The sequence below is a fragment of the Bacillus sp. X1(2014) genome (assembly GCF_007678255.1).
On the sequence record NZ_VEED01000009.1, the window covers coordinates 45,671 to 70,888 of the forward strand.

Genomic DNA, 25,218 nt, shown 5'->3' on the forward strand with positions numbered 1-25,218 from the left:
TCCTTATTTATGAATCGATTAAATAAGGTGCAAAGCCATGTAATGAAATAGGCGATATGAATTTAATTTAGTTTAACCCCACGCAAAGTATCGCCTTTCCATAGTAGGCTTTGCATGAGTGGCAGAAGTACCAGACAATCTCGAAGGATTCTCCAACGTTACGCACCCCCTTCTTGACACAATTATAACAATACCATCAGGGTGATGGCGATTAATTTTGTTAAAAGTTTTTACAAAAACTATTGAGCCTTATTGTAAACAATTGAAAATCTTTTTTCACCCAGCCACTTTTCTCCGTTGTAGTCTATTGTAATGGCAGCCGTATAATCCCCTTCCATTTCGAATTCAGCTTGTCCAACATACATACCCTTCCCTGTTTCCTCCATTTTCATGGAAATATCTCCATGGCTCATCCCCTGCATATCCAAATCTGCGCTTACCTTAGCACCTTCAACTGGTTTCCCTTCTCGGTCTAAAATCTCCATTTGAATGGGAGTAGCTTGATCAGATGTAAAGGACTTGGGAGTAATTAACTTGATCTCAAAATTATTTGAACTGCAGCCTGTCATAAGAATTAATATGAGACTAATAAGTAAACTCGTAAACTTGTTCATAACACTCTATCCTTTCGATATTTCATCTTGTTTAAAATACTTCACTTTAAAAACATACCATTATTTAACACAAAAGTTTACTATATTTTGCTATACTTTAAAAAAGATCATTGTAGATTAATTTGACTAGAGGTGAATCAACATGTATTGGACTCCATTATTTGAAAATGATGTACCAGTAGTACACTTCTGCTCTTAATCGAGTGAAGGTGACTACTACCTCTCTCCGTTAGGGCATTTTCAACCTAATCATAATACGGAGGGAACAAAAAATGAAAAACACCTTATTAGGTTCTTTATATTTAATTCTAGCTTCCAGTATATGGGGCGGAATGTACGTTGTTGTGAAGGTGGTCGTATCGGTCATACCCCCCTTGGAACTTGTATGGATGCGATATTTGGTAGCGATTGTCGCACTTCTCATAATCGGGGTTATTACAAGACAAAAATGGCGAATTGAAAAACGTTATGTCTTGATCATCATCGCCATTGGAATCATTGGTAATGCCATCTCCATTGTGGCTCAGGAAACTGGTACCATGCTATCTACTGCACAAATGGGTGCCATAATCACTTCTTCAACACCGGCATTTATGGTGATTTTTGCACGCATAATTCTTAATGAACGGTTTTCGTTAAAAAAGAGTATCTCTGTTTGTTTAGCGACAATTGGAGTACTTCTCATTGTTGGAATTGGTGATGTGAATATGTCCAGTAAACTTGGAGGTATTGCACTAGTTATTGCCGCTTTAACATGGGCACTTATGTCTGTACTCGTAAAGCGGCTGCCAAGTGATTATTCACAAATCGTCATAACCACGTATTCCATCCTGGTAGCCTTAATCGTATTAACGCCATTTGTTTTGCCACGATTACAAGCAATTAGTATCTCTCAACTAACTCACCCAACTATTTGGAGCGGAATCTTGTATTTGGGAATTATTTCAACGGCATGTGGATTCCTAATTTGGAATCGTGGATTACAGATGCTTAACGCCTCAAGTGGAGGAATCTTTTTCTTCTTTCAACCCGTGGTTGGCACATTACTTGGATGGCTCATATTAGGAGAGAAAATTGATGTAACATTTTGGATTGGCTCTGCCCTGATTTTCATAGGTGTTTTATTCGTTATCATCGAAAAAAAATAGTATGTAAATACCCCTTCAACTGTTGAAGGGGTTTACTAGTTAAAACAGATTATTTTATTAATAACAGATACTTGGTAGAAAAAAATCGAATGTTTGTTCTGCATTTTAGTTAAAATAGGAAAATGCATATAACTCAATTAGTTATAAAAGAACATTATCCTCTACACTTTAATATAGCTCCAATCCTTAATATATGTTGTATTAGATACCGGGACATATCAAAAAGACGACTTCTTAAAGTAATACTTGAGGAGATTTTAAAAGGGTTAACCTTATCATGAATTTAACTTCTGGAAAATAAATTTTTTTAACAAAAGTCCTAATGTGATACCAAAAATTATGGCACTCAAAATATGGGAATAATAATCATTTATGGGTCTAATAGGGATATACTTACCTTCTACTGTCGCTGTGAATAAAAGTTCACATACTAACCAGGACAGTAAACTGCCCAAAGTAGTTTTAATAACTAAATGGCATGAACCCAACTTTTCAAATATAAAGTAAAGTAAGATTGCAAAAACACTGCCAACTAAAAAATCTACAATTAATCCTATGGTAAATACAGGCCTGTTAAATGTAATTATTAGACTTGATAATTCATAAATACCATACTTACCAATGCCAAAATAAACAAATATCCTCGAAGCAATCTCTCCTGGTATTGTTGACAGAACACCTAATAAACCGACTACTAACACCTTATCTTGGATCATATTATCGATTCCTTAATCTTAATGTGGATAAATTTAGTTTACAAATTTATATATAATTTTATACGTAATAAAAGAAGAAAATTTTTAATTCAAGAAGGCACCCGATTGGAAAATACGAAATCAAGTCAATAAGGTCCTTAATTTTTACTAAAGCTACCCGTTAGCCACCCATGAATGCAAAAATCGGCTCTTCAACTCAAAGAATGAAGTTAAAGAACAACCTTGTTTCTAATCAATGTTTCTTTAAGAAGTTTAGCATTTCATTGAAAGCGTTTTGGGATGATTTTTCATTAAATTTTGTAGAGTATGGGTCACTAAATCCGTGTTGTCCAAAACATTTATATATCTCTATATTCTTTTTATCTATATTTGAAATTAACTCATCCACACTAAAGGATTGTTCCTCTTGAGGAAAGAATAAAATTGTAGGACATAGTGGTTCTATTTGCGTGAAATTCCTAATTCTCGAACCATAGTATCCCACAACCCCATCAAGGCACTCTTCCTCACTACACAACCAAGCAACAGTTGCCCCAACACTAAATCCAATAATATATATTTTTTGGTATTTATTTTTAACACCTAATAATAAATTCTTTATTTTATGTACAGTACCAGAGAACCCTACATTTTCCATAAAATTGAGATAGGCAATCTCCTCTTCTGAATAATCAAATGGGTGTTCTCGTTCTAATAAGTTCGGACAGATAACATCAAAATCCTGTTTTGATAATAAATCACAAAAATTCTTTATATGTTGATTAATGCCATAGATTTCGTGTATCACAATAATCAATTTACCTGATTTTTTCAGTATCTGAAGCATTTTTATCCCCCCTTAAAAGTGATTCTAAATTATATAAACAATATAAATTATATCATTTCTTATTGAACTATCCTGCTCCGTTAGTTCAACAGCAAAGAAACAATCCTTTAAATCGGAGCACCTCTTACTTTTGCACCGTTCGTATAAAGTACAACTAAATATTGTAAAATATTCCTCCTTCAGATTGGCACGAACGTTCATTCGTGTATAATTATAATATGCTTATCAAAGGAGGAACTTTTATGAATTCAATTGAATTAATTATTTTAAACTTAAGTGAAGTTAGAAGAAGAAGCATAAAAGTCTGGAGATCTATTCCTGAAGAAAAACTAAGTTGGAAGCCAGATAATGAAGCAATGAATTGCCTAGAAATGGTCAGGCATGTACTGGAAAGCGAACATTATTATCACCTGGCACTTAAAAATCAAGGAAGTTTATCCGTTTTTAATTCCCCTTTTGAAAACAGACCTTATACTTCTGTAAATTCTGAATTGGAATATGCCGAACCCTATCGTAATCAATTCATAAATACAATTAGATCATTTTCTGAAGAAGACTTAACAAATATAAAGATTGACCGTTCTGATTCAGGATACATAAGAGACCTAGGGGATATGCTCCTACGCATTGCGTATCACGAATCAGTACATACTGGTCAGTTATTAGATTATTTAAGAACCGCAGGTGTTCCTAGAATCCGTATCTGGGATTAGTGCGTAATATAGGTGCTTTCACTGTTGTGAAGCACCATTTTTATTGCGTCTTTGTTTTTTTAAAGTCTTTCTTCTTCAACTATATTGCCACAAAAGTTTAAGTGCAATTTTTTACAATTTTACACTTTGATAAAAATAAATAACTAGAATTTATTAGTAATCACTCTACTTAACGAATTGATTTATATAAAATTCCTTCTGCAAAATTTATTAATAAACTGTTATTTAAATCAATTTTTGATAAATCATCTTGATAAAGTGAAATTCTCACAGAATCGAATTTAACTGTATGTTTCTTCAATTGGATATGACTTATATCTTAAATAAAAAAGGGATTGGAACTTGCCAATACATTAGTGGAAGCTATCCCTTTTCTTAAACTATCTAGGTCATAAACCCAACCCAAGCTTTGACCTTGAGCATAACCTGGTTATAAGTCTAGTTTCAATAAGTGAGCTTTGAATTATTGGATATATGCAACAAATGTCTCCCTATGCCCAGAATCCCTGGGGTATTCAACATTGTTTGTATCGTTTCACGTATGTCAATTCCCCTAGACCTTTCTTCTGGGAATGAATATGCTCTAAAGTAAAATAAAATGAGGAGGATCATTGTGATTCCATATAAAAATGAATATCATATTGCTTATCCAAAAGATGAAAGGATTTATTCAGGCTTTGGTCTGGGTGGAACAGGCTCGGGTTATGGTTTCTATCCTGGTCTAGGATTTGGTGAACCTGGACTAGGTTTATGGTTTTATCCAGGCTACGGATTAGGTGGACCAGGTTCAGGTTTTGGTTATTTTCCTGGTCTCGGTTTTGGGGCACCTGGCATTCCACATCCATACCCACCCTACCCAGTACATCTTCCTGCTCCACCACAGGGAGTGCACCTTCCTGCTCATCCGCAGCCACCACAGGGAGTACATCTTCCTGCTCACCCGCAGCCACCACAGGGAGTACATCTTCCTGCTCATCCGCAGCCACCACAAGGAGTACATCTTCCTGCTCATCCACAGCCACCACAAGGAGTACATCTTCCTGCTCATCCGCAGCCACCACAAGGAGTGCATCTTCCTGCTCAACCACTGCCACCCCAGGCATCACTGTATTAAACCCTTTAATTCAACAAGAAACAGGCGATTCTACTCTTGTAGAACCCCCTGTTTCATAGAAGTTGGTATTTTAATTTAGACTCTTTTATCCTCTATTTATAATAAAAGTAGTAGTTGGTGTATATGGATATGGCTATAAAGAGTAATGCTACATCTGTTTGTATTTTAATCAAATCGAATTGTTTGTTGTTCAACTCCCATTTACTTGAAAAACGATAATAAAATCCGATATTTCACAAACTGGATAATTTTTCTCTGTTATATCAAAAACTAATTATAAAAAAGGCGGGCTTACATGGATTCGGATATTTATGTGATGCTCTTACTATGGATAGCTTTACCTTTTATTCTCTGGAAAGTTACCCCTCGAAATCGACTTCGGGAAGTAATTGCTACCCTATTGTTTTTTCAGATGTTAACTTGGTTGGTTAGCATTTTTCTTACATATTTTGGTTTGTACGATCCTCCATTTAGACTTTTCAAACATGCCACTAAAATTGCTGTTGGATTAAACTTATTAGAATATCCAGTTCGGGAACTCGCGAAAGTGAATGGAACCAGTTTTTTATATGAGTTCTTTTTATTTCCCGTGGTCACTATCTTCTTTTGTATCTATTACCCACAAACGAGTAAAAGGTGGAAAAAGTTTATATATATAAGTGCATTTAGCACAGGACTCACCATACCTGAAGTGATTATTGTACAATATACGAATCTCATCAAATACTTAAAATGGGAATGGTATTATACTTGGACTTCCGTTTATGCTACCTTATTTTTAGCGTGGGTGTTTTATAAATGGTACTTTAAGTTAAACAAACGTAAAAAAATCTTGTTTCACTAACCAGCCCAGTTAGTGGAACAAAAATAAGGACCGCCGTAGCGATCCTCGTAACTCAACTCTATGTCCTATATGTTTAGTGAGAATATTGTCCATAATATATTATTATGGGTTTCTTTTAACGACGCAGGTATATAGTTATTTTTAATGACTTTTTACCACCACATCTAAGTATTTATTATCACTTTATTACAGTAATTTTCCTAAATAATACGGCATTTGGCGTCGCCACCAAATCCAATCATGCGAAACATCTTCGCCCCACTCATCAAACAATGCTGGAATTTGTTTTTCTCCAAAGGCTTCTTTTAATGTATAGTAGGAAGGCAGTCCTTCCTGTTCCCAATCACCCAGCCCGGTACAAATAATGATATTTGCTGAACGGTATCGATCAATAAACCAGCCATCATTTTGATTCCATATGTAATCACTCGGCGAATTTTCGTAGACAAGCGGATCATTTCCGTAATCTCCAAAAAAGAAACGCACATCGTATACCCCGCTAAGTGCAACGGTTGTTTGGAAGACATCCGGATGTTTCAAGAAAAAGTTCACCGCATGATAGGCCCCCATACTACACCCTGTTGTCATCATTGGGTCAAACCAACCTGTTTTATGTTTTATAAATGGAATAGCTTCTGAAATCACATATCGGTCATATGCCGAGTGGGCTAATGCACGGTCATGTGCCGGTTTTGAGTCGTGCAGCCAACTTTCGCTATCGATACTAGCCAATGTAAAAAACTGAACTTTTCCGGATTCAATAAATTCATGACACACATCAATCATTCCAAAATCATAGTATTCAGTATGCGTCCCTCCAGATGAAGGAAAAACTACAATTGGCATGCCGCTGTGCCCATATCTGTTCAACACCATTTCACGGCCTAATTCGCCACTCCAATGTTGTAATTGTTCTATATGCATATAAAAAATCTCCTATCCCTATACGTTTACAATGATGTAATTTTTTCGTTCATGTACAAAATGGATAATCTCATCGACTTCTTCCTGCGAATCTGCATTAATCGCATAAAATTGATTTCCTTGGAGTTCCGCAAACGCATCTGGCATGCGCTGTTCAAACTTCACACGGTCGCCAAATCGTTCAGAAATAGCTTTCGTATCATGTTTATACTCATATGCATCACGCTGTGTTATGCCGACACAAAACTGGTTTTCGACATCGGGCTCTTTGAATTCTCCTCCTATTACAAGAGAAGCATACTGAGCAAATAAATCAATGGAGTACGCGAAATTGTACATATCAACAGTGTAGCCGCCAGCCAAGCGGTTATTGTATTCAAGTGCAACATAATCCCCATTTTCTAATTTAAAAAACTCAATATGGAAAAAGCGTTCTTTCATGCCAAAAGCTTTCACAATCGCCTTCCCATAAGTTTCGAGCTTCGGATCAATTTCTTTTTGAATCACATAAGCTAAATCCAGCTGGCCATTAACGAGTTCCAGAGTTGGTACATTATAGGTAAAGCTTGTTTGGAAAACAATGTTCCCTACCTGATCCAGTAAACCATCAAATGTACAAAGCACGCCTCCTTCGACATATGGTTCTAAGAAATACACTTGCGCTTCTCCCCATTTATCTTCAAAATGACGTACATCCTCTTCTGAACTTAATTTAAAGGTTGCAGCTGATCCCACTCCATTATCCGGTTTTGCGATAACTGGCAGTCCTAATTCATCAATGGCATTAGATAAATCCTTTTTAGTTTTAACGATTCTTCCTTCTACAACAGGCACACCTGCTTTTTTAAACAGCTTCTTCATTTCGGATTTATACTTAACTTTTTTCAAGTCATTCGATTTATTGCCGTACACGTTAAATTGCTCACGCAACTGCGCATCAAGTTCTAACCAGTGTTCATTATTGGATTCAATGCGGTCAATTGGACCATGTTTATAAAATAAAAATGCAACAGCACGTTTCACTTCTTCGACATCTTCTAAATTATTTACACGATAATATTCTGTTAAAGAGTTTTGTAATTCGGAACCTAATTGTTCATATGGCTCTTCGCCAATTCCTAAAACATTAACACCTGCGTCTTTTAAACGATGAGCAAATGGCTGAAAATTACCTGGATAATATGGTGATATCAAAATATAATTCATATTAAAAAGCCCCTTTCACAGAATCAAAAAATTCATTATTTTCTCAACTAGGGTACAATTATTTCAATTAATATTCAATCTAAACTTTTAAAAATATTCAAAAAAAAGCGATAGATTCCTCCCGTGGTCAAATTCAGCTGAAAATAATTATTAGTTCATTCAAGACCACTTCTCGCTTAAAAATCGTAAACATTCCGGCAAGTGTTTTGCCCAAGCTTTTTCATTATGTTCTTCATCCGCAAAAATATTTAAACGAATGCTATCAATTGGAACAGAGCCTTTTATCAGCTGTTTATAATACTTAAGCGAGCCATCGATATAGGCCTGCTTCATATTACCATACATCAATTGTCGATCAGTATCATCGCCTTCCTGAGTCCCAACTTGAATGTACACGCGTTGTTCAGGATCCAACTCCTTTCTAGCAATATAACTGTCAAAGGCTTTACTTGTAATCCAATTCGCTAAAGAAAAAATGCCTAAACCACCAATTTGATCTTTATATTCAATTCCCATAAAAGCCGAAATATTTCCTCCAAGTGAACTGCCAATCACCGCTGTATGATATTTATCCGATTTAGTTCGGTAATGCTCATCGATAAACGGCTTCACGACTGTCATGACAAACTCAGCAAACTCCGCACCTTTTCCACCTAATTCAATATCTTCAGGAAGTGGACTTTCAGTAATTTTCCAAGGCGTATATTCATTAATTCGATCTTGTCCAGCGTTATCGATCCCCACAACAATCATCTTCGGTAAATCGGGGTTTTGTTTAATTGCGGGAATAACTTTCCATGAATATCCGCTATAAGCTTCACTACTGTAGAAAACATTTTGTCCATCATGCATATAAACAACTGGATAATGTTTAGCCTCGTCTATATCATAATTTTTCGGCAATAACACACGCACGCGACGTTCTTCATTTTTATAAGACATATGTAATAGATGTGTTTCTAGTTTTAAGTAAAAATAGGATTGATTCATATTACTTTGTTTTGGAATTTCTTCATCTAATTCTTCCCGCATTATAGCTCACCTCATTAATTCTCCTTTCATTTCTAATATTAATTCAACAAAATAGAGCCTATTTCCTCCTAGAAATAATACTCTTCCACATCTGACTTATGAGCTAATCTGCCCTTTTTTGAAGAACAAAAAAGATGAGATCGCCGCAGCGATCCTCGTAACTTAACTCTAGCACCCACTTGCAATCCCTCATTCAATTGATATTCTTTAAGTTTGTTTAAATATAAAAATTGTATTTATGTTTTGGGTATAGGTATTTATAATTTGGATATTTTAACATTTTTACATAAAATTCCAATTATTCTTGTTCCAATTAACTGCTCCGTTAGTGGAACAAGGAAAAGCGCTGCTTTTTCATGTTGTTGCAGCACCCAAATTAAAGCAATTTGATTAATCTTTACAAAACTACACAGTATAAGTTAAAGAGGTGTAGTGATGAAACCATCAAAATTATTTTTATTAGGCATTCTTATCTTTCCGTGGCTAACCGTACCTTTAATGGGGAAAGAATCCTTTAAAAGGTTTCTCCCTTCTGCTTTATTTATGTGTACTTTTTCAATGGCATTAGAACAATACGGCGAAAAAAAGAATTGGTGGCGTTTTTATAAAGGGATTCCTCCATTGAACAGCATGAGTTTTTTTAATTATGGTCCATATATGGTTTCAAGTTTATGGATATTAAAATGGACCTACGGGAAATTTCCCCTCTATTTCTCCTTAAATACGGCATTTCATATTTTATATACCGGCTTTGGAATCGACTATAACAAACGTAAAAAAATCGCTGCCTTAGTCAAAATGAAAAAGCTTCCGTATTTCTTCATTCTTTCTTTTAGAGCAGTCCTTTTATATGGATTCCAGTTCTTAACGGATTTATCAAAGAGAAGCCACAAATTAAATTGAAGTGAAAAACAGCTGAATCCAATGGATTTAGCTGTTTTTCACTAGAAGTGTTTTTTGCTCTGATAAGAGTCCAGAACCCTGACAGTCTCGCAACCTGTCAAGAACCCGCCCTTTTAATCATTCTGAATAGAACCACAATTTTCGTCTTTGTTTCCATTTGATTAATTAGCTACACTAGCCTTCACTTTGTTTGAATAATCACTTGATTGCTTCTTCCAGAACAATGTAAGAACGATTCCCAGAGCTAGGATCACAGTCGCAAAGTAGTAAGGGTAGTTAATATCTATATCAAATAATATCCCCCCTAGAATGGGTCCACTAATGTTCGCTAAACTTGTAAACATAGAGTTCATTCCACCAACGAAACCTTGTTTGTTCCCCGCGATATTTGAAAGATAGGAAGTAACTGCTGGACGGAATATATCGAATCCTACAAAAACAATAAATGTAACAAGTAAAATAGAGAAATAGGAATGAACAACAGTCATTAAAAAGACAACTACGGCTGATAATATTAAGCTATATTGGATCAGTTTAATTTCACCCCAAATTTTTGTCAGCCGATCAAATAAGATGACTTGTGATACTGCACCAAAAATGGCTCCACCTGTGATAACAATGGCAATATCGGATGGTTTAAATTGAAATTTATGGTCTACAAATAGACTAAAGAACGATTCAAAAGCTGCTAAACCAAACGAGGCAATAAAAATTAAAATAAACGCAAGGAAATATTTTGGGGAAAAAATTCGTTTGAAACCAATCTTATCATCAGAGATTTGTTCATTATGATCTTCTCTACGATTCGGCTCAGATAATAATATAATAGAAAGTATAGCCGCAATGGTACCAAGTGCTCCTGCAAAGAAGAATGGTATCCGTGTTCCAAATTCCGCTAAGAATCCACCTATACCAGGACCAATAATAAATCCTGTACTAATAGCAGCTGACATAAACCCCAGTGCTTTCGGGCGAGTATCCAAATCTGTAATATCAGCTATGAAAGCTGTAACTGCTGGCATAATGAACGCTGCACTAATTCCACCTAAAACGCGTGAAATAAATAGCATGTCGATTCCTTTTCCGATCCCGAATAAAAATTCTGAAATGCCGAAAATAAATAAGCCAATGACAATCATAATTTTCCTGCCGAATTGATCTGCCGCTTTCCCTGCAAACGGTGAAACAATCAATTGAGCGATGGCAAAAGCTGCCGTTAAATAACCCACAGTTTTCCCAGTTATCCCTAATTCATTCATCAGGGTAGGTAAGACTGGAATGACAAGACCAATTCCCAAAAAGGCTATGAATAAATTCATTAATAATAATCCTAAGGTGACTTTATAAGTCTTCATTTTTTACATTCTCCTTAACAATACAAATTACTTAAACAAATTTGAAATTTTTTCATTTGTTTACAATTTCCATCGTAGTGTATATAGTAACTATATAGTCAAGGGTGGTGCTGTAAAAAATGGAAAAAATAAATGGAAAGTATTTAACTACGGGGGAATTTGCGAAGCTTTGTAAGGTAAATAAACAGACACTCTTTTATTATGATCAAATTGGACTTTTGTCTCCCCTATTGAAAAATGAAAAAGGGTATCGTTATTATTCAATTCACCAAATAGAGCTTTTCTTTGTTATAGATTTATTAAAGGAACTTGGGATGTCACTGAACGATATTCAACAATATACACAAAATAAATCGCCTGAAAGTTTTTTATCATTAATGCATCAAAAAAAAGAAGAGATTGTAAAAAAGCGTCAGGAGATTGAAATGAAGGAAAGAATGATTGATGCAAAAATAGCATTGATGGAAGAAGCATCATACCTTGATTTTCAACAAATTACGCGTAAAGCCTTACCGGAAGCAACACTTTATCTTAGTAGAAACATTGAAAATATAACGGATGAAGAATTTGTAGAAGTTATTTCAGATTTTATTAATGAATTGAACATCTCTCATCTGGATTCAGGATATCCAATTGGTGGGATTACGAAACGGGAGCAGGTATTGAAGGGAGAATTCTCTAATTATAGCTTTTTATATATTGAGCAGCCACATCCAAAGGTGGGATATCCGTATTTTCAGGCTGTCAAAGGTGACTTTCTCATTGGGTATCATATTGGGGATGAGAAAACAATACATAAAACATATAAGCGACTTTTTTCAGAGATGGAACGTTTAAATTTAGCTTTAGCTGATTATGTTTTTGAAGAGTATATTTATGATACCGTTGTAATGAATCAGAAGGAACATTACGTCACCAAAATTATGATTCAAGTCGAACAAATAGAGAGTTAATTATTTTATGGACGTGCTTGGGAAATTTAACCCAAGCTTTTTTTATTTTGATAGTAAGCAACTCTTATAAAACAATCCTGCACGTTACTAAAACAAGCAAAAAAAGACCGCCGAAGCGATCCAGGTCAAACTCTTGCATCCGTTAGTGAAACAACTACAAACTCTCTGGTAAGTGATGTTTATACATATCTAATACATTTGTATTTTCTTCTAAAACAGCCACAATTTTGGGATGAGGCTTAGCATAGATAACTGGATAATCCTTTTCATCAAGTTCTTCATTAATGCGAAAAGCTAATTTTTCTTCTTCAATTGAAAATTGGGCATCAATTCCCTCTTTATTTCCACGAGCATCAACCCTAATCCATTTATTAAGTGAATTAAGGAAGATAGCATTTAAAGCGTGTATACAATACCCTTTTTCTGGAGTATCAAATAACATCAATCTTTGATAACAAAAACCTGTTGGTATTCCCTGTAAACGCAATAAAGACGCTAATAGGTGTGATTTTGCATAGCAAATTCCTTCTTTAAAGTCCAATACTTCCGAAGCATTACAAGTAACTTGCTTCGATTGAATATCCCAAGAATGGGAAATTTCATCACGAACAAATTCAAAAGCGATTCTTGCTTTTTCAATTTCTGTTTGAGATGGATTAAAAAGTTCATATGCTTTCTTTTTTATAATTGGATTAGAATAATTAACTTCGTTTAATTCGAGTAAATAGTCATCTAATTTTTCCGACTTACAAACCAAAATCATAAACCGTCCTCCCCTCATAAAGTGTATAAATATGTATATATAAGCAATATTATACAATTTTCATTTGTTGAATTAAAGGATTTATTATTGTGCTACATGCCCCTCAGTGGAACAAGAACAAAGGGCTGCCGAAGCAACCCTTTAATCAACTCAAACACCCGATAGTTTAAGTATAACATTTCACAAACTTTATCCAGAAATAAGAGTAGGGATGTCATTCCTTCCGATTGAACAGTGTTCATCGGAGATACGGTAATCATCTGATATCTGCATGGAAAACGCCCCCTATGAATAGCACTAACGCCTTGAAATTCCAAAGCGTTAGTGAAAAAGTGATCTTATTCTCGACTGAAATCAGCCTCTTGTAATGGAACCATCTTAGATTTCTTTACAATTTTATAGCTAAAATATCCAAGTAAGAATAAAGGTAATCCAATATAAGAAACCAGAATTCCATACCAGTCAATCTTATCCCCGATAAATGCCCCGTAATTTGTTCCGAGCATTGCCACTAAACATAATATTGTCGCTAGTATTGGTCCTAACGGGAACCATTTCGCAAAATAAGGAAGATCTTTAAAGTCTCTGCCTTGCGCAATAAAAGCTTTTCGGAATCGATAATGAGTAACAGAAATACTTAACCATGAGAGATAACCTGCTAGTCCGGCAGCATTTAATAACCATGAATAAACTGCTCCGTCACCGAAAAATGAGGTTAGGAAGCAAAGCATTCCTATAATAGTAGTTGCATACAATGCGTTTACCGGAACGCCCCCTTTATTTACTTTTTTCAAAAATGCTGGTGCTTTACCTTCTTCTGCCAATACCCATAGGACCCGTGAACCAACATATAAACATGAGTTTCCTGCAGATAAAACGGATGTAAGGATGACAGCATTCATCACAGCTGCGGCAAAGGACAGCCCAGCATGTTTAAAAACAAGAGTAAATGGACTTACAGCAACATTTTCAAGATCAGAACCTAATAAATTTGGATCATTATAGCTAACTAAGCATCCGATGACAAAAATGGCTAAAACATAGAATAAAAGAATTCGCCAGAAGATTTGCTTAATCGCTTTAGGGATATTTTTTTCAGGATTTTCACTTTCACCTGCAGCTACTCCAACCATTTCTGTTCCTTGAAAGGCAAATCCTACTACCATAAAGACACTAAATATGGATAAAAGACCTCCCTTAAATGGCGCCTCTCCTTTTGTAAGATTTCCAAATCCACCGGTATGCCCATTCATAATTCCAAAGATCATCAATAATCCAACAACAATAAAAATCATAATGGTTACAACCTTGATGATGGAAAACCAAAATTCGGATTCACCATAACCTTTTACAGATAAAACATTTAGACCAAAAATAAGGAAGAGAAAAATTGCACTCCAGATAATGCCTGGAACATTAGGCAGCCAATATTTCATAATCAATGAAGAAGCCGATAATTCAAGAGCAAGAATAATAGCATTGTTATACCAATAATTCCACCCAACCGCAAACCCTAAGGCAGGGTCAACAAATCTTGATGTATAGGTACTAAAAGAACCCGAAATTGGTATAAATGCAGCCATCTCCGACAAGCTTGTCATGAGGAAATAAACCATGATCCCAGCAATAAGATAGGCCGCAATCGCCCCTCCTGGACCGGCATCATGAATAGTAGTACCACTAGCTAAAAAAAGACCTGTTCCAATTGTTCCACCAATTGCAATCATGGATAGGTGCCTAGTTTTTAATTTTCTTTCTAAGTGTTCATGTTGTTCTCCTAGATTTGTTTGCTGCGTTTGTATTTTTTGTACCGTTTGCATAAAACACCTCTTTTTTTAGTCTCTTATAATTAATTCTTATACAATCTTAAAAATACAATAAGACAGTATAAAAAAGCGCTTTCATGGATTCATTTATTTAAATATTAATATCCTCCAAAATAGTAGATTAATTGAAGTAATTCCGAGACATAAGTAACTGTGATAGTGATTGATTTTGTTCAGCAGATGCAATACTGAGAAATAGGCATCCTGTTATTAAACAACCATGCTTGCTCTAATAATCGTAACCATTTTTTCCATTTTACGACGAAACTTAATACTCATTTCCTCAGATAAATTCTCCCTCATAATAATCAGTGTATCGCCTTTTTCGAAAGATAAAGGGTCTTCTTCACCTATTTCAACTCCTACCATTCCATCAACACAATAAAAAACCTCTGCTGTTCCTGTCACATCCAACATTAAATCTTGAATATCCATATTAAACTGAATGCAGGTAAGCCCTCCATTCCACCCCTCTGATAACATTAAATTAAAATCCCTAACAATCCCTTTGCTTCGTGTTGTCCATCCACCATCAAAGCGATCTTGCTCAAAAGGCTTCAAAACCACCGAATGTTTTCCTTCATGCACCAGATACATTTCACCTTCTAGTGTCATAATTACTCTTTGGATACCTGGCAGATGTGTAAATAGGGATTCTTCTAGTTCGATATCAGCAGTACTAATGCGCCATTGGAAATTCCGTTTACTATATTCCGCATCTTCAGGATAAATGGCCAGTTGCGTTGTTTTTCCACCGGACCATAAATTCGTAGTTTGTTCATTTTTTTTTACAAATTTTATTGAATAAGTCATATTCCCACTCCACATATCTATCAAAAAATTTAACTCTTTGCTCATTCATGCAGATCCCGGCGATATTCTTCTATACTTTTGTTCAGACATCACACCTTTAACAAGGGGAGTTGTTGAGCTCCCCTGCAAGGTAAAGAGCTGAGAAGCATTTCTGATAAAAAGTGCTTTACTCAATCGTTTCAATCCATTTCGGTCCGGTCTTAGTCTTGCTTTAACATTGGCATTTTGATGCCTTTTTCTCCAGCTGTTTTAATCGCTAGTTCATAACCAGCGTCAGCATGGCGGACAACACCCATACCAGGGTCAGTCGTTAATACGCGCTCTAAACGTGTTTCCGCTTCTTTCGTACCATCGGCAACGATTACCATACCAGAGTGTTGAGAATATCCCATACCTACCCCGCCGCCATGATGTAAGGAAATCCAGCTTGCGCCACCTACTGCGTTGATCATAGCATTAAGAATTGGCCAGTCAGAAACTGCATCACTGCCGTCTTTCATGCTTTCTGTTTCACGGTTTGGAGAAGCAACAGAACCAGCGTCTAAGTGGTCACGACCGATAACGATTGGCGCGGAAACTTCACCTGAAGCAACCATGTCGTTAATGATTTTACCAAAACGGGCTCTTTCACCGTATCCTAGCCAGCAAATACGTGCAGGAAGTCCTTGAAACGCAATTCTTTCTTGTGCCATACGAACCCATTTGCAAAGATGCTCATCATCTTTATAAACACGAAGTAATGCTTCATCAATTTTGCGGATATCTTCTGGATCTCCGGATAATGCTGCCCAGCGGAAAGGTCCTTTACCTTCACAGAATAATGGACGGATATAAGCTGGAACGAATCCAGGGAAATCAAAGGCATTTTCTACGCCTTCGTCTTTTGCTACCTGACGGATATTGTTACCGTAGTCAAATGTGACAGCGCCTTTTTGCTGCATTGTAAGCATTGCTTTTACGTGTGTTGCCATGCTTTGTTTAGATAGTTTTACATATAGTGTAGGATCTTCTTCTCTTAAACTAGCTGCTTCTTCTAATGAATAACCAACTGGAACATATCCATTAAGCGGATCGTGAGCTGAAGTTTGGTCTGTTAGTACATCTGGGTTGAAGCCTTTTTCAATCATTAATGGTAAGATTTCTGCTGCATTTCCAAGAAGTCCGATGGAAAGTGCTCGTCCTTCTTTTTTCGCGTCAAACGCTATTTTAAGCGCCTCATCAAGGTCTTTTGTTTTTACATCCAAGTATCTTGTTTCGATACGACGGTCAATTCTCCATTCATCTACATCGATCGCGATACAAACTCCATCATTCATGGTTACTGCAAGTGGCTGAGCGCCGCCCATTCCGCCAAGACCTGCTGTTAATGTAATGGTATGTTTTAAAGAACCGCCAAACTCTTGACGTGCAAGTTCTGCAAATGTTTCATACGTACCTTGAACAATACCTTGGCTTCCAATATAGATCCAGCTACCTGCTGTCATTTGACCGTACATCATCAAGCCTTTTTTATCTAGCTCATGGAAATGCTCCCAGTTTGCCCATGCAGGTACAAGGTTTGAGTTCGCAAGCAATACGCGTGGTGCATCTTTGTGTGATTTCCATACAACTACTGGCTTACCTGATTGAACTAAAAGTGTTTCATCATCTTCTAGTTCTAAAAGCGTTTTCACAATTGCATCAAAAGATTCCCAGTTTCGAGCTGCTTTCCCAATCCCGCCGTAGACAACAAGATCTTCTGGTCTTTCTGCTACTTCTTGGTCTAGGTTGTTATATAGCATTCGAAGAGCAGCTTCTTGAATCCAGCCTTTTGCATGTAGTTCCGTACCTATACAGTTTTTAATGATTCTTTTTTCAAATGTTTTCGTTTCCATAACATCTACTCCTTTTGTTTAACTATGGCTTAATTATAAAAATAAAATCTTTTAAAAAATACGAATGAAAAATTCTAAAACTTAAAAATTCCTTAAAAATTGCGTGTGATTATATAAAAGGTATTTATCTAAAATAGCCATATTTTTAGAATTGTTCATTATTTTTTAATCCCATAAATAAAGGTCGATTCATAGTAAAGATCTTAAACAGTGACTAATTCCCTACTTTGTTCAGTAATGTAAATAATCTCAGAAAGAATCCTATAGTCTTCCATGTTTTCGAAAGCAGCTCTTGCATCTTCTTCTGAATCAAATTCATACATAGTAATATTTGAATTTGAATAGGAAGTGATGACCCACATAAAATCTCCTCCAATTAAGATTCTTATATATTGCTAGATAATTTTTAAATTTTATCAATAGTATGAATAGATTTATATTTCAAAATACTCTGTACCATCCCCAACAAATCTTTAACTATATAGATTCCATGGGTATTCGGTTATTAAATAATAGATAATAGATTTAAACCCAGCCACGAAAATGCGATGCTTCTGCCATTTTTCTTATTCCAACCATATATGCAGCCAAGCGCATGTCTACTTGGTATTGTTGGGACGTGGAGAAAACCCTTTCAAAGGAATCGACAATTTTATCACGTAACCTTTGGGCTACTTCTTCTTCAGACCAATAAAAACCTTGGTTGTTTTGTACCCATTCAAAATAGGAAACAGTTACACCGCCAGAACTTGCAAGTACGTCCGGTACAAGTAATACGTTACGATTTGTTAATATGTGTGTTGCTTCGAGTGTTGTTGGTCCATTTGCGGCTTCAACAATAATATCAGCCTTAATCTTATTTGCATTCTCGCGTGTAATTTGATTAGAAATCGCTGCAGGAACAAGAATTTCACATTCTTTTTCAAGTAACTCCTGATTCGTTATAACGTTTGTAAATAAATTTGTTACTGTACCAAAACTATCGCGCCGATCGAGTAGATAATCAATATCAAGCCCTTCCGGATCATAAAGAGCACCATATGCATCTGAAATGCCAATCACTTTTGCTCCTGCATCTTTCATAAATTTTGCAAGATAACTTCCTGCATTTCCAAACCCTTGGATAATAATGCGTGAACCCTTTATTGGAATCCCTCTTCGTTTTGCTGCCTCTTCGATGCAAATCGTCACTCCGGCAGCCGTTGCCGTTTCACGGCCTTGAGAACCTCCAAGTACAATCGGTTTTCCTGTAATAAATCCTGGCGAATCAAATTCTTGAATTCGGCTATACTCATCCATCATCCATGCCATAATTTGCGGGTTTGTATAGACATCTGGAGCAGGAATATCCTTCGTTGGCCCAACAATTTGGCTAATTGCACGCACATATCCTCGACTTAAACGTTCTAATTCAAGAAATGACATGCTGCGAGGGTCACATATAATTCCCCCTTTTCCACCGCCGTATGGAAGATTAATAATACCGCATTTTAAACTCATCCACATGGACAACGCTTTTACTTCCTCTTCACTTACCTCCGGATGAAAACGTATTCCCCCTTTTGTAGGACCAACAGCGTCGTTATGTTGCGAACGGTATCCAATAAAAATTTTAATGGAACCGTCATCCATTCGGACGGGGATACGTACCGTGAGAATTCTAAGCGGTTCTTTTAATAACTCATACATTTCCTCGCTATAGCCTAATTTTCTTACCGCCATTTTTATAATAGATTGAGTGGAACTTAATAATTCCAATGTATCATTTTGCGAGCCATCTTGTTTTTGAACTCGTTCGCTATTTATATCAACCGCCACTTTCATTCGATGCACCTCTTATATAAGTTGTTTGAATTGAATGGACCAATGTATTATTTAAAGCAAAAAAAGATAATATTTAATGAATTTTTCTAATATCGGATAAACGAATGGAGAGATTTTTTTGCTGTCTGTCTTCTAATAAAAGTGCTTGTTTCTGTATATCAATTAGACATACACGACCATTGCATGTTAGTAATGAACTATTCTCATAGTAAGTAATTGTAATATATTCTTTTTTTGTCAACTCTTTTAAAAACATCTGTTATCCCTTCTCCGAAGCTTGGAATTTCCGAAAACAAATAAAAATAATTGATCCTTTAGATCGTATGAGTTCTGTACTATTCAGTAAGAAAATAGTCACCGGAGCAAACCATGCTCCGGAATGACGTTAAAGATTTGAATAAGAGGCGAGCATAGTAACCACTATAACTATTCCTTCCATTTCCGAAATAGGGATGATTTTGAAAGATGTTTTTCTAAAAACAACTCCATCACCTTGATTACTGTTTGGAAATTTCCTCTTTTCTAACATGTAAGTTTTTTTCTACAAATGATTTCCAGTCGATTTCATTTAACCAGTTTGTAGCTGCCTCAATATCCTTTGAGAACACACGATCTTGCGTAATGCTTGGGATAAGCTTTCTCGCTTCCGTATAAAAAGCATTTGTAAATGAAGCCATCTTATCTATGCCACGATATTCCACTGCCTGCAAGGCGCAAATAAGTTCAATGGCCAATACACGGCGGACGTTTTGAATGATTTGATGAGCATGACGGGATCCAATTGTCCCCATGCTTACATGATCTTCCTGGTTCGCTGAAGATGGGATGGAATCCACACTTGCCGGGTGCGCCAATGTTTTGTTTTCTGATACAAGCGCAGCCGCCACATATTGCATAATCATCGCTCCCGACTGCAAACCCGGCTCTGGGCTTAAAAACGGCGGTAGATCATTTAGCTGCGGATTGACGAGACGCTCAATTCGGCGCTCTGAAATATTCGCAAACTCCGCCATGGCAATTTTAAGGAAGTCCATTGCAAATGCGATCGGCTGGCCGTGAAAGTTCCCTCCCGAAATAACCTTTTCACCATCATCGAAAATAAGCGGATTATCGGTTGCTGCGTTCATTTCAATTTCAAGTTTCTCTTTTACATAATCAAGTGCCTGCCATGATGCGCCGTGTACTTGTGGGATACAGCGGAGAGAGTATGCATCCTGTACCCGAAGTTCTCCTTGCGTAGTGACAAGCTGACTGTCACTAATCATTCGCCGAATACGTTCCGCGACTTCAGACTGTTGACGATACCCACGTGAAAGATGAACATCAGCATCAAAAGCATCCTTAATGCCACGTGATCCTTCTAATGTCAATGATGCTATCGCGTCCGTTTGAAGTGCAAGCTGCTCGGCTTCGATGTAATTGACTAGACCCATTGCTGTCATAGCTTGAGTACCGTTAATTAACGCTAAGCCTTCCTTCGCTTGCAATGTCAGTGGAACGATACCTTCTTTTGACAAAGCTGTGACGGCCTTCATTTGTTCCCCTTTATAAAACACTTCACCCTCACCCATAAGCACAAGAGCCAAATGGGACAGTGGTGCTAAATCCCCGCTCGCTCCAAGTGAACCTTGCTGCGGAATGACCGGATGTATATGTGCATTCAAAAGCTCAAGCAAGCGTTCAATGACAACGGGACGCACTCCAGAAAAACCTTTTAATAATGCGTTAGCACGGAGCAGAAGCATGGCACGTGAAACTACTTCAGGGAACGGTTCTCCTACGCCGCATGCATGAGAGTGAATCAAATTCCACTGCAACTGCTCGACATCTTCAGCATCAATCAATACATCACTAAACTTTCCAAACCCAGTTGTAATACCGTAGATGACTTTCTTTTGCTTTACGATCATTTCAACAGCTTCCCTGCTTTTTTCCACATTGCTCCAACTTTCCGCTGAAGCTTTTACAAACGCATCATTATATAAAACCTCTTTTGCTACTTCAATCTTTAAAGTCTGACCTGTTAATTCAATCATTTCTTACACCCCTTATCATTTTTTAAAAAACCAAAAAGGGGGCCGTATTGACAGACGTATCCCGTCGTCAATACAGCCCCCTGTTTAACTAATAACTATAGGCTTGTTATTATTTAAATGTGGTTAATACCTAATCCGATCGCTTCATGCTCAAACCCGCGAACCGGTGCTCCAATTGTTCCATACACTGCAACGGCAATCCATTCGCCTTCTGCCTTGTTTTCAAACGGATGGCCTCGAAGAATCGCAAAGCGAAGCCCTGCTGTTCTAAGCATTCCGCCAAGCTCAACTTGACCACGTGTTACACCGTGCATCGCTTCAATAATCGCATGATACAATGCATGCATTTCACGATAAAGTTCAGAGTTGACTATTTCTTGCCTTTTCGCTGACGTTTCAATGGCTGCTACGATTTTCTGCAGCTCCATTGATCCAACCTTCCCTTTTCCATAGCGCCAATTCATTTGCGTAAGCTTACTTACTATTAAAGCTTCTTCCTCTTCTTTTGCAAACGCGTACATGATTGCCTGCTGACCAATTTTTCTGTCGAATCCCTTCGTCATGCAGTTACCTCTTTTGAATTTTAATTTTCTAAATTGACTAATAACTGATTTTCATTTTAAACGTATTCCTATCGTTAGGTCAATAAATATTTTTCCCATATTATTATTATTTATATACTTTCAGTAACTACATAACGGGAACGACATAACACCTGCCTTCACGAAATCGTATGCCGAATTTCTAAGACACCAAGGATACCTTCCATTGATACCGCATGTGACCCTCGCCATTTAACTCCAACTACGCCAAGTTAAAGGCATGAACTGAAGCGGACTGATTGTAGGATCAGTGATAGGTTTTGATGCTTTCCATTTAGTAGAAGAGCTACTAACTCAACATTTACAAATAATTATTGGTAGCGAACAAGGTGGATTAGGTTCAAATAAAAATAGTAATTATATTTATGTAGTTATCATAATCTCTTCTTCTTGAACAAACCTGCCCCGTTACTGCAATAAACCCCAAAAGGAATATATTCCAAATAAAAAAATGATAAGACCCGATAATCGGTTAATCCATATTAAGGTTTGTTTTTTTAGAGATTTCTTGAAAAACCCCACAACAAAACAGAGGATAAGCCACCAAATTCCTGAACCAATAAATACACCTAAAACCAAAGTGACCACTGATCCTTCATTAGCTTGAGTGAGTCCTAATCCTGAAAAAATGCCAAGAAAAGATAATATCGTCATAGGGTTTGTCAAAGTAAGGAAAAAAACTGAAGCATAATCGCCAAATAAATGCTGACCTTGGACTTGTGCAGGGTTTTCTGAAGCTTTAGATATTGCTATTTTTATTCCTAAATAACAGAGGAATGCTCCCCCTGCTAAATGAAACCAAAACTGGTGTTCTATAAAAAAATTTGTAATAAAGGTCAAACCCAGCCCTGCAATAAGTCCATAAACGCCATCCGCACTTGCTGCCCCAACTCCCGACACAATTCCATATATTCTCCCCTGACTTAATGTTCTTTTAATAACTAGGACACCAATAGGTCCTACAGGAGCAGCAATAGAAAAACCAATAACTAAACCTTTCAAAAACACAAGAATCTCCATAGGTGGGTATCCTTCCAAATAAAATATCTTTAATTTAATGTAGTGTAACACTATGTTACGCTATTCTACTTTGAAGCACACAAAAAAAGCTGCCTTCAATTTGCAGCTGGATTTATAACATAAGCCCCCTTTAGTTGATCAAAAATTTCTAAAGGTTAGCATCTTTAGATTAATTTTTATTGATTTTCTCAAAGGAATTCCTTCGACTAAACCAGTGAGCGATTAAATAGAATAAAGTTAAAATAAAGAATGAATATGTATAAGCCCAATCAATTTTTTTGTATAAATCAATCATACCTAATACTGGCATTCCCACATATGCAGCTAATCCACCAAAAATAACAGCTTTTAAATATGGATTAAAGCCAGGCTTATATTGCAACAATAGCATTACAAACACAGGTAAAACAGAAAGCCTGAATGAAAAGTTTATTGTTGCTACGGGGACTAACTTCACTGGGTAAGCCCACTTTCCAAAACTGACCCCAACCGTATCAAGAATCTCTGATAAAACCATCACCAATAAACCTGCCGAAAAAATACGAGCTGAACTCTCACGGTTACGGAATATCCCCCAAATAACCCAAGGGATAACCATCATAGCTAATGCAACCCACCATTGCCAAGTAAATAAGAAAGCGTTCATTATTGCTTCAATAATTAACTGATTTGCTTCAGTAATTTTTTGAGTTGCTCTATCAATTTGGTTCAATCCTTCTTGATATGTCATCGAATATTCACCTTGTTCAATATATTTATTGTCTGTTAGTTTTTACCACATTTTCTTCAATTATTCTGCCCCTTTAACTTAATAAGGACCGCCGTTTCAATTTAGAAATTGCGTTGCTTTAATTCACTCTTGCAACCGTAGCTTAAAAAGAACCAATCAAGTAAAAATTAATTTTTATTTTTTTCTCTATTATCAATAGCAATGTCAATACAGAATAATAATAAAACGGCAATGATTTCTGTTTTCGATGAAATTGTACTTCTATCCAAATATTCATCCACTGTATGCAATGCTAGCCAAGTAAATGTGCAATCAATAACCATCCGTATTACAAATTATTTATATTTACCAGAACAAAGGGCTGTCGAAACAGCCCTTTGTTCAACTCAAGCACCAGTTTTATGAATATTTCGTCACAAACTTTTACTTTTATCATGAAAAACATTATTTTTATAATGTGACCCCTTCTTTATCACAGGTGTTTTTTTTCCAATTATTACGCATATCACTACAACACTCGCTAAAACAATCGTAAGCCATGTAATCGATTCTCCTAAGAAAAATACAGAAAATCCGATCATTAAAAAGGGCTGTAAATATTGAATCTGTCCAACTCTTGCAATCCCTCCTAAAGACATCCCACCGTACCAAGCAACATAGGCTAAAAATTGGCTTACAACAGATAAATAGAACAAACTTATCCAAGCTTCGATAGGTGCTTGTAACATATCAACTGATATGCTTAAGCCAACAGGAATAATAAAAAACGGAGCTCCAATTAATATAGCCCAAGCGATGACTTGCCAACTACCAAGCTCTTTTGAGAGTTTTCCACCTTCTGCATAACTTAATCCAAGTACTAAGACAGCAATAATTAGTGCAACATCTCCATTTTGTAATTGACCTAAACCTAAATACACGGCATAAAGAAGCACTATGATCGAACCAATAATACTAGCAATCCAATAGCGCTTAGAAGGCCGCTCGCCTCCACGCCACAAAGCAAAACCAGCTGTCGCGAGTGGCAGTAAAGCCAGTTCAATTGCGCCATGTGATACAGGCAGTGATTTCATTGCAAATGTTGTTAATAACGGAAAAGCAAGTACAGCACCAACGGCAACAATACCCAAGCTTTTTAATTGTTTTTTATTAGGTACTGATTCTTTTTTTATGATAAAAATGATACTTACGATTATTGCTGCAATAACTGTCCTACCCAACCCAACAATTGTCCCACCGAAATAAGGGACAGCAATACTTGTAGCTGGTAATGTAAGACTAAAACTAACGATCCCGATAAAGCCCAATAGCATTCCCCTTTTAATATTGTTTTCCATTCAAATTCCCCCTTAACAAACATACAAATGTATTCCATAATCAAG

At 36.5% G+C, this 25,218-nt stretch carries 27 protein-coding genes; 6 read left to right on the forward strand and 21 right to left on the reverse strand.

Translation table 11 applies throughout. The features are described 5' to 3' along the window. Positions 1 to 239: 239 nt before the first annotated feature. Entirely contained in the window at positions 240 to 614 is a 375-nt protein-coding gene (locus FS608_RS17100; RefSeq protein WP_144553178.1) for a FixH family protein, read from the reverse strand. Between the two features lie 272 nt (positions 615 to 886). Here FS608_RS17100 and FS608_RS17105 point away from each other — a divergent pair, with 272 nt between their 5' ends. Beyond that, positions 887 to 1,762, forward strand: a complete 876-nt coding sequence (locus FS608_RS17105; protein ID WP_144553180.1) for a DMT family transporter — start codon at positions 887 to 889, stop codon at positions 1,760 to 1,762. Positions 1,763 to 2,037: 275 nt separating this feature from the next. Here FS608_RS17105 and FS608_RS17110 read toward each other — a convergent pair whose 3' ends face one another. Beyond that, positions 2,038 to 2,478, reverse strand: a complete 441-nt coding sequence (locus FS608_RS17110; RefSeq protein WP_144553182.1) for a hypothetical protein — start codon at positions 2,476 to 2,478, stop codon at positions 2,038 to 2,040. A gap of 232 nt (positions 2,479 to 2,710) precedes the next feature. Continuing rightward, complete coding sequence (locus FS608_RS17115; RefSeq protein WP_144553184.1) at positions 2,711 to 3,304, reverse strand: dienelactone hydrolase family protein; 594 nt, start codon at positions 3,302 to 3,304, stop codon at positions 2,711 to 2,713. Positions 3,305 to 3,546: 242 nt separating this feature from the next. Here FS608_RS17115 and FS608_RS17120 point away from each other — a divergent pair, with 242 nt between their 5' ends. The 3 genes from FS608_RS17120 (at position 3,547) to FS608_RS31775 (ending at position 5,975) form a co-directional block, all read left to right on the forward strand. Continuing rightward, positions 3,547 to 4,017 carry a DinB family protein gene (locus FS608_RS17120; RefSeq protein ID WP_144553186.1) on the forward strand — a complete coding sequence of 157 codons (471 nt, stop codon included), beginning with the start codon at positions 3,547 to 3,549 and terminating at the stop codon, positions 4,015 to 4,017. Positions 4,018 to 4,630: 613 nt separating this feature from the next. Then, entirely contained in the window at positions 4,631 to 5,131 is a 501-nt protein-coding gene (locus FS608_RS30375) for a hypothetical protein (RefSeq protein ID WP_186328782.1), read from the forward strand. Between the two features lie 412 nt (positions 5,132 to 5,543). Beyond that, entirely contained in the window at positions 5,544 to 5,975 is a 432-nt protein-coding gene (locus FS608_RS31775) for a CBO0543 family protein (RefSeq protein ID WP_395947785.1), read from the forward strand. Between the two features lie 186 nt (positions 5,976 to 6,161). Here FS608_RS31775 and FS608_RS17130 read toward each other — a convergent pair whose 3' ends face one another. From FS608_RS17130 to FS608_RS17140, 3 genes are all read right to left on the reverse strand, one after another. Beyond that, a complete protein-coding gene (locus FS608_RS17130) occupies positions 6,162 to 6,899 on the reverse strand; it encodes an esterase family protein (protein WP_144553188.1) in 738 nt (245 codons plus the stop codon). Positions 6,900 to 6,917: 18 nt separating this feature from the next. Beyond that, on the reverse strand, positions 6,918 to 8,105 hold the full coding sequence (locus FS608_RS17135) for an ATP-grasp domain-containing protein (protein ID WP_144553190.1): 1,188 nt from the start codon (positions 8,103 to 8,105) through the stop codon (positions 6,918 to 6,920). A 159-nt stretch (positions 8,106 to 8,264) separates the two neighbouring features. Then, entirely contained in the window at positions 8,265 to 9,137 is an 873-nt protein-coding gene (locus FS608_RS17140) for an alpha/beta hydrolase (protein ID WP_260871720.1), read from the reverse strand. A 435-nt stretch (positions 9,138 to 9,572) separates the two neighbouring features. On the opposite strand from FS608_RS17140, the gene FS608_RS17145 reads away from it, so the two are divergent. After that, positions 9,573 to 10,040: a hypothetical protein gene (locus tag FS608_RS17145; RefSeq protein ID WP_144553192.1), complete on the forward strand. Its 468-nt coding sequence runs from the start codon at positions 9,573 to 9,575 to the stop codon at positions 10,038 to 10,040. A gap of 161 nt (positions 10,041 to 10,201) precedes the next feature. Here FS608_RS17145 and norA read toward each other — a convergent pair whose 3' ends face one another. Beyond that, positions 10,202 to 11,395: a multidrug efflux MFS transporter NorA gene (gene norA / locus FS608_RS17150; protein ID WP_144553194.1), complete on the reverse strand. Its 1,194-nt coding sequence runs from the start codon at positions 11,393 to 11,395 to the stop codon at positions 10,202 to 10,204. 119 nt (positions 11,396 to 11,514) lie between these two features. Here norA and FS608_RS17155 point away from each other — a divergent pair, with 119 nt between their 5' ends. After that, on the forward strand, positions 11,515 to 12,348 hold the full coding sequence (locus FS608_RS17155) for a MerR family transcriptional regulator (protein ID WP_144553196.1): 834 nt from the start codon (positions 11,515 to 11,517) through the stop codon (positions 12,346 to 12,348). Between the two features lie 154 nt (positions 12,349 to 12,502). Here the strand turns inward: FS608_RS17155 and FS608_RS17160 are convergent, their stop codons facing one another. From FS608_RS17160 to FS608_RS17215, 14 genes are all read right to left on the reverse strand, one after another. Further along, positions 12,503 to 13,111 carry a transglutaminase-like domain-containing protein gene (locus FS608_RS17160; RefSeq protein ID WP_144553198.1) on the reverse strand — a complete coding sequence of 203 codons (609 nt, stop codon included), beginning with the start codon at positions 13,109 to 13,111 and terminating at the stop codon, positions 12,503 to 12,505. A 92-nt stretch (positions 13,112 to 13,203) separates the two neighbouring features. After that, positions 13,204 to 13,371: a hypothetical protein gene (locus FS608_RS30840; protein ID WP_222127371.1), complete on the reverse strand. Its 168-nt coding sequence runs from the start codon at positions 13,369 to 13,371 to the stop codon at positions 13,204 to 13,206. Positions 13,372 to 13,449: 78 nt separating this feature from the next. Continuing rightward, entirely contained in the window at positions 13,450 to 14,931 is a 1,482-nt protein-coding gene (locus tag FS608_RS17165; protein ID WP_144553200.1) for an amino acid permease, read from the reverse strand. 216 nt (positions 14,932 to 15,147) lie between these two features. Continuing rightward, positions 15,148 to 15,795, reverse strand: a complete 648-nt coding sequence (locus FS608_RS17170) for a HutD/Ves family protein (protein WP_144553202.1) — start codon at positions 15,793 to 15,795, stop codon at positions 15,148 to 15,150. A gap of 155 nt (positions 15,796 to 15,950) precedes the next feature. Further along, positions 15,951 to 17,624 (reverse strand): urocanate hydratase, encoded by a 1,674-nt coding sequence (gene hutU, locus FS608_RS17175; RefSeq protein ID WP_144553204.1) that lies wholly within the window; start codon positions 17,622 to 17,624, stop codon positions 15,951 to 15,953. A gap of 203 nt (positions 17,625 to 17,827) precedes the next feature. Then, positions 17,828 to 17,986 (reverse strand): hypothetical protein, encoded by a 159-nt coding sequence (locus FS608_RS30380; RefSeq protein ID WP_186328783.1) that lies wholly within the window; start codon positions 17,984 to 17,986, stop codon positions 17,828 to 17,830. A 163-nt stretch (positions 17,987 to 18,149) separates the two neighbouring features. Next, positions 18,150 to 19,448: a Glu/Leu/Phe/Val family dehydrogenase gene (locus FS608_RS17180; RefSeq protein ID WP_144553206.1), complete on the reverse strand. Its 1,299-nt coding sequence runs from the start codon at positions 19,446 to 19,448 to the stop codon at positions 18,150 to 18,152. 73 nt (positions 19,449 to 19,521) lie between these two features. Further along, a complete protein-coding gene (locus FS608_RS17185) occupies positions 19,522 to 19,704 on the reverse strand; it encodes a YolD-like family protein (RefSeq protein WP_144553208.1) in 183 nt (60 codons plus the stop codon). A gap of 241 nt (positions 19,705 to 19,945) precedes the next feature. After that, positions 19,946 to 21,484, reverse strand: a complete 1,539-nt coding sequence (gene hutH, locus FS608_RS17190; protein WP_144553210.1) for a histidine ammonia-lyase — start codon at positions 21,482 to 21,484, stop codon at positions 19,946 to 19,948. Between the two features lie 113 nt (positions 21,485 to 21,597). After that, positions 21,598 to 22,047: a histidine utilization transcription antiterminator HutP gene (hutP, locus tag FS608_RS17195; RefSeq protein WP_144553212.1), complete on the reverse strand. Its 450-nt coding sequence runs from the start codon at positions 22,045 to 22,047 to the stop codon at positions 21,598 to 21,600. Between the two features lie 447 nt (positions 22,048 to 22,494). Next, positions 22,495 to 23,106: a LysE family translocator gene (locus FS608_RS17200; RefSeq protein WP_144553214.1), complete on the reverse strand. Its 612-nt coding sequence runs from the start codon at positions 23,104 to 23,106 to the stop codon at positions 22,495 to 22,497. 169 nt (positions 23,107 to 23,275) lie between these two features. Further along, positions 23,276 to 23,836 carry a CBO0543 family protein gene (locus tag FS608_RS17205; protein WP_144553216.1) on the reverse strand — a complete coding sequence of 187 codons (561 nt, stop codon included), beginning with the start codon at positions 23,834 to 23,836 and terminating at the stop codon, positions 23,276 to 23,278. Positions 23,837 to 24,003: 167 nt separating this feature from the next. Then, positions 24,004 to 24,159, reverse strand: a complete 156-nt coding sequence (locus tag FS608_RS31780; protein ID WP_144553218.1) for a YrvL family regulatory protein — start codon at positions 24,157 to 24,159, stop codon at positions 24,004 to 24,006. A 90-nt stretch (positions 24,160 to 24,249) separates the two neighbouring features. Further along, positions 24,250 to 25,173 (reverse strand): DMT family transporter, encoded by a 924-nt coding sequence (locus FS608_RS17215; protein ID WP_144553220.1) that lies wholly within the window; start codon positions 25,171 to 25,173, stop codon positions 24,250 to 24,252. Between the last annotated feature and the right edge of the window lie 45 nt (positions 25,174 to 25,218).

Coding starts and splice junctions, on each gene's coding strand:
- FS608_RS17100 (WP_144553178.1), bottom strand. CDS start 614: ATGAACAAGTTTACGAGTTTACTTATTAGTCTCATATTAATTCTTATG.
- FS608_RS17105 (WP_144553180.1), top strand. CDS start 887: ATGAAAAACACCTTATTAGGTTCTTTATATTTAATTCTAGCTTCCAGT.
- FS608_RS17110 (WP_144553182.1), bottom strand. CDS start 2,478: ATGATCCAAGATAAGGTGTTAGTAGTCGGTTTATTAGGTGTTCTGTCA.
- FS608_RS17115 (WP_144553184.1), bottom strand. CDS start 3,304: ATGCTTCAGATACTGAAAAAATCAGGTAAATTGATTATTGTGATACAC.
- FS608_RS17120 (WP_144553186.1), top strand. CDS start 3,547: ATGAATTCAATTGAATTAATTATTTTAAACTTAAGTGAAGTTAGAAGA.
- FS608_RS31775 (WP_395947785.1), top strand. CDS start 5,544: ATGTTAACTTGGTTGGTTAGCATTTTTCTTACATATTTTGGTTTGTAC.
- FS608_RS17130 (WP_144553188.1), bottom strand. CDS start 6,899: ATGCATATAGAACAATTACAACATTGGAGTGGCGAATTAGGCCGTGAA.
- FS608_RS17135 (WP_144553190.1), bottom strand. CDS start 8,105: ATGAATTATATTTTGATATCACCATATTATCCAGGTAATTTTCAGCCA.
- FS608_RS17140 (WP_260871720.1), bottom strand. CDS start 9,137: ATGCGGGAAGAATTAGATGAAGAAATTCCAAAACAAAGTAATATGAAT.
- FS608_RS17145 (WP_144553192.1), top strand. CDS start 9,573: ATGAAACCATCAAAATTATTTTTATTAGGCATTCTTATCTTTCCGTGG.
- norA (WP_144553194.1), bottom strand. CDS start 11,395: ATGAAGACTTATAAAGTCACCTTAGGATTATTATTAATGAATTTATTC.
- FS608_RS17155 (WP_144553196.1), top strand. CDS start 11,515: ATGGAAAAAATAAATGGAAAGTATTTAACTACGGGGGAATTTGCGAAG.
- FS608_RS17160 (WP_144553198.1), bottom strand. CDS start 13,111: ATGATTTTGGTTTGTAAGTCGGAAAAATTAGATGACTATTTACTCGAA.
- FS608_RS30840 (WP_222127371.1), bottom strand. CDS start 13,371: ATGATTACCGTATCTCCGATGAACACTGTTCAATCGGAAGGAATGACA.
- FS608_RS17165 (WP_144553200.1), bottom strand. CDS start 14,931: ATGCAAACGGTACAAAAAATACAAACGCAGCAAACAAATCTAGGAGAA.
- FS608_RS17170 (WP_144553202.1), bottom strand. CDS start 15,795: ATGAGCAAAGAGTTAAATTTTTTGATAGATATGTGGAGTGGGAATATG.
- hutU (WP_144553204.1), bottom strand. CDS start 17,624: ATGGAAACGAAAACATTTGAAAAAAGAATCATTAAAAACTGTATAGGT.
- FS608_RS30380 (WP_186328783.1), bottom strand. CDS start 17,986: ATGTGGGTCATCACTTCCTATTCAAATTCAAATATTACTATGTATGAA.
- FS608_RS17180 (WP_144553206.1), bottom strand. CDS start 19,448: ATGAAAGTGGCGGTTGATATAAATAGCGAACGAGTTCAAAAACAAGAT.
- FS608_RS17185 (WP_144553208.1), bottom strand. CDS start 19,704: ATGTTTTTAAAAGAGTTGACAAAAAAAGAATATATTACAATTACTTAC.
- hutH (WP_144553210.1), bottom strand. CDS start 21,484: ATGATTGAATTAACAGGTCAGACTTTAAAGATTGAAGTAGCAAAAGAG.
- hutP (WP_144553212.1), bottom strand. CDS start 22,047: ATGACGAAGGGATTCGACAGAAAAATTGGTCAGCAGGCAATCATGTAC.
- FS608_RS17200 (WP_144553214.1), bottom strand. CDS start 23,106: ATGGAGATTCTTGTGTTTTTGAAAGGTTTAGTTATTGGTTTTTCTATT.
- FS608_RS17205 (WP_144553216.1), bottom strand. CDS start 23,836: ATGACATATCAAGAAGGATTGAACCAAATTGATAGAGCAACTCAAAAA.
- FS608_RS31780 (WP_144553218.1), bottom strand. CDS start 24,159: ATGGTTATTGATTGCACATTTACTTGGCTAGCATTGCATACAGTGGAT.
- FS608_RS17215 (WP_144553220.1), bottom strand. CDS start 25,173: ATGGAAAACAATATTAAAAGGGGAATGCTATTGGGCTTTATCGGGATC.